The following is a 699-nucleotide window of genomic DNA, read 5'->3' on the forward strand; positions in this document are numbered from 1 at the left end:
CCTGCAGGCCATCGTCGAGCTGTTCCCGGTGCTCTCGCGCGTGCGCATGAACCGGCAGTGGGGCGGCATCGTCGACACCACGCCGGACGCTTGCCCGATCATCAGCAAGACCCCGGTGAAGAACCTGTTCTTCAACTGCGGTTGGGGGACCGGTGGCTTCAAGGCCACCCCGGGTTCCGGTCACGTATTCGCCGCCAGCCTGGCCAAAGGCGAGATGCATCAACTGGCCAAACCCTTCGCCATGGACCGTTTCTACAACGGTGCCTTGATCGACGAGCACGGCGCTGCCGGCGTCGCCCACTAACAGGAGAAATCCGACATGCTGAACATCTTCTGTCCCCATTGTGGCGAGCTGCGCTCCGAAGAGGAATTCCACTCGGCTGGCCAGGCGCACATCCCGCGCCCGTTGGATCCGGCCGCGTGCACTGATGCGGAGTGGGGCGACTATCTGTTCTTCCGTGACAACCCGCGCGGCATCCACCACGAGCTGTGGATTCACGCGGCCGGTTGCCGGCAGTACTTCAACGCCACGCGCGACACCATCAGCTACGAAATTTTTGAAACCTACAAGATTGGCGAAAAGCCGAGCGTGACCGCTAAGCCGAACAGTGCGAAGCAGCCCAGCCGTGCGGCAGGAGAAAAGGCATGAGTCAGATCAATCGCCTGAGCAAGGGTGGCCGGATCAACCGCAACCAGCCT

2 protein-coding genes are annotated in these 699 nt (G+C 62.1%); both read left to right on the plus strand.

What is annotated here, in order from left to right; translation table 11 throughout:
* Positions 1 to 304: FAD-dependent oxidoreductase (locus PH586_RS23395; RefSeq protein WP_271350205.1), on the plus strand; the 304-nt coding region annotated here is incomplete at its 5' end.
* Positions 305 to 319: 15 nt separating this feature from the next.
* Positions 320 to 649 (plus strand): sarcosine oxidase subunit delta, encoded by a 330-nt coding sequence (locus PH586_RS23400; protein ID WP_271350206.1) that lies wholly within the window; start codon positions 320 to 322, stop codon positions 647 to 649.
* Positions 650 to 699: the final 50 nt, after the last annotated feature.

The organism is Pseudomonas aestuarii (genome assembly GCF_027988105.1).
In the GTDB taxonomy this organism is placed as follows: domain Bacteria; phylum Pseudomonadota; class Gammaproteobacteria; order Pseudomonadales; family Pseudomonadaceae; genus Aquipseudomonas; species Aquipseudomonas aestuarii.

Bases quoted from the DNA above. Each gene is read 5' to 3' on its own strand.
- PH586_RS23400 (WP_271350206.1), top strand. From the start codon at position 320: ATGCTGAACATCTTCTGTCCCCATTGTGGCGAGCTGCGCTCCGAAGAG.